Origin of the sequence: Campylobacter concisus (assembly GCF_002913545.1) — a bacterium.
Taxonomy (GTDB): domain Bacteria; phylum Campylobacterota; class Campylobacteria; order Campylobacterales; family Campylobacteraceae; genus Campylobacter_A; species Campylobacter_A concisus_AV.
Genome location: NZ_PPBR01000003.1, coordinates 1 through 1070 on the forward strand (window position 1 = coordinate 1; position 1070 = coordinate 1070).

1 pseudogene is annotated in these 1070 nt (G+C 35.2%); it reads left to right on the forward strand.

The window, feature by feature from the left end:
- Positions 1-1070 (forward strand): annotated as a pseudogene (locus CYP05_RS00220) (methyl-accepting chemotaxis protein); the annotation flags it as partial.

Consider the following 1070-nt stretch of genomic DNA (forward strand, 5'->3'; position numbering starts at 1 on the left):
AGATCATGAGTATCAGCAAGACTGATTATAGCTATGCTTTTGTTGCAGATAAAGATGGTAAGATCATCATCCACCCTGATAAAAATATAATAAATACAGCCCCTAAACTAACCAAAAAGTTAATCGAGCGATACAAAGCAAAGGATTTTGACGAGAATGGTCTTATACTATATAAAAATTTAAAAGGTGAAGACCTATATGCTGACTTTATAGAACTAAACGATCGTGGCTGGCTGGCTATATCTGCTATGCAAAAAGATGTATTTACGTCAAATACTTTGCCCCTCCTAAAGATCCAACTAATCCTAGCAGTGTTATTTATCGTTATCCTCTCAGCATTTGTCTATTTCTTACTTAAAAAGTCCCTTAACCCTATAAAAACTATCCAGTCTAAGCTTGATGATGTATTTAAATTTGTAACTTACGAAGCAAAAGCACCAAGCAAGCTAGAGGTAAGATCAAATGATGAATTTGGCGAGATGAGTAAAGCCATAAATGAAAACATCGATAAAGTCGTAGCTGGCATCAAAAAAGATAGCACTATGATAGATGAGCTAAATAAGGTAGCAAATTTAATGATCAAAGGAAACCTTGGAGCAAAGATAGGCTCAACTCCAAACAACCCATCGCTAAATGAGCTAAAAGAGCTACTAAATAAATTCTTTACATCTATCTCAGCAAATTTAAAGGGCATAACAAATGTTCTTAGCTCATATACTAAAAATGACTTTACAGCAAAGGTTGAGATAAACGAAGAGCTAGAGGCTGATCTAAAGGCTATGATGCTTGGAGTATCAAATATGGGCGAGGTAGTTTGCTCTATGCTAAACTCAAATTTAAGCCAAGCACAGCTACTTGAAGAAAAAGCTACAACTCTAGCTGAAGCTATGAAAGAGCTTACACAAGGTGCTAGCACACAAGCAAACTCACTTCAAGAATCTGCAGCTGCAGTTGAACAAATGTCTAGCTCAATGAATGCAATAAGTCAAAAAGCAGAAGATGTAACAAGACAATCCGAAGAGATAAAAAATATCATCGTAATAATAAGAGATATAGCAGATCAAACAAAT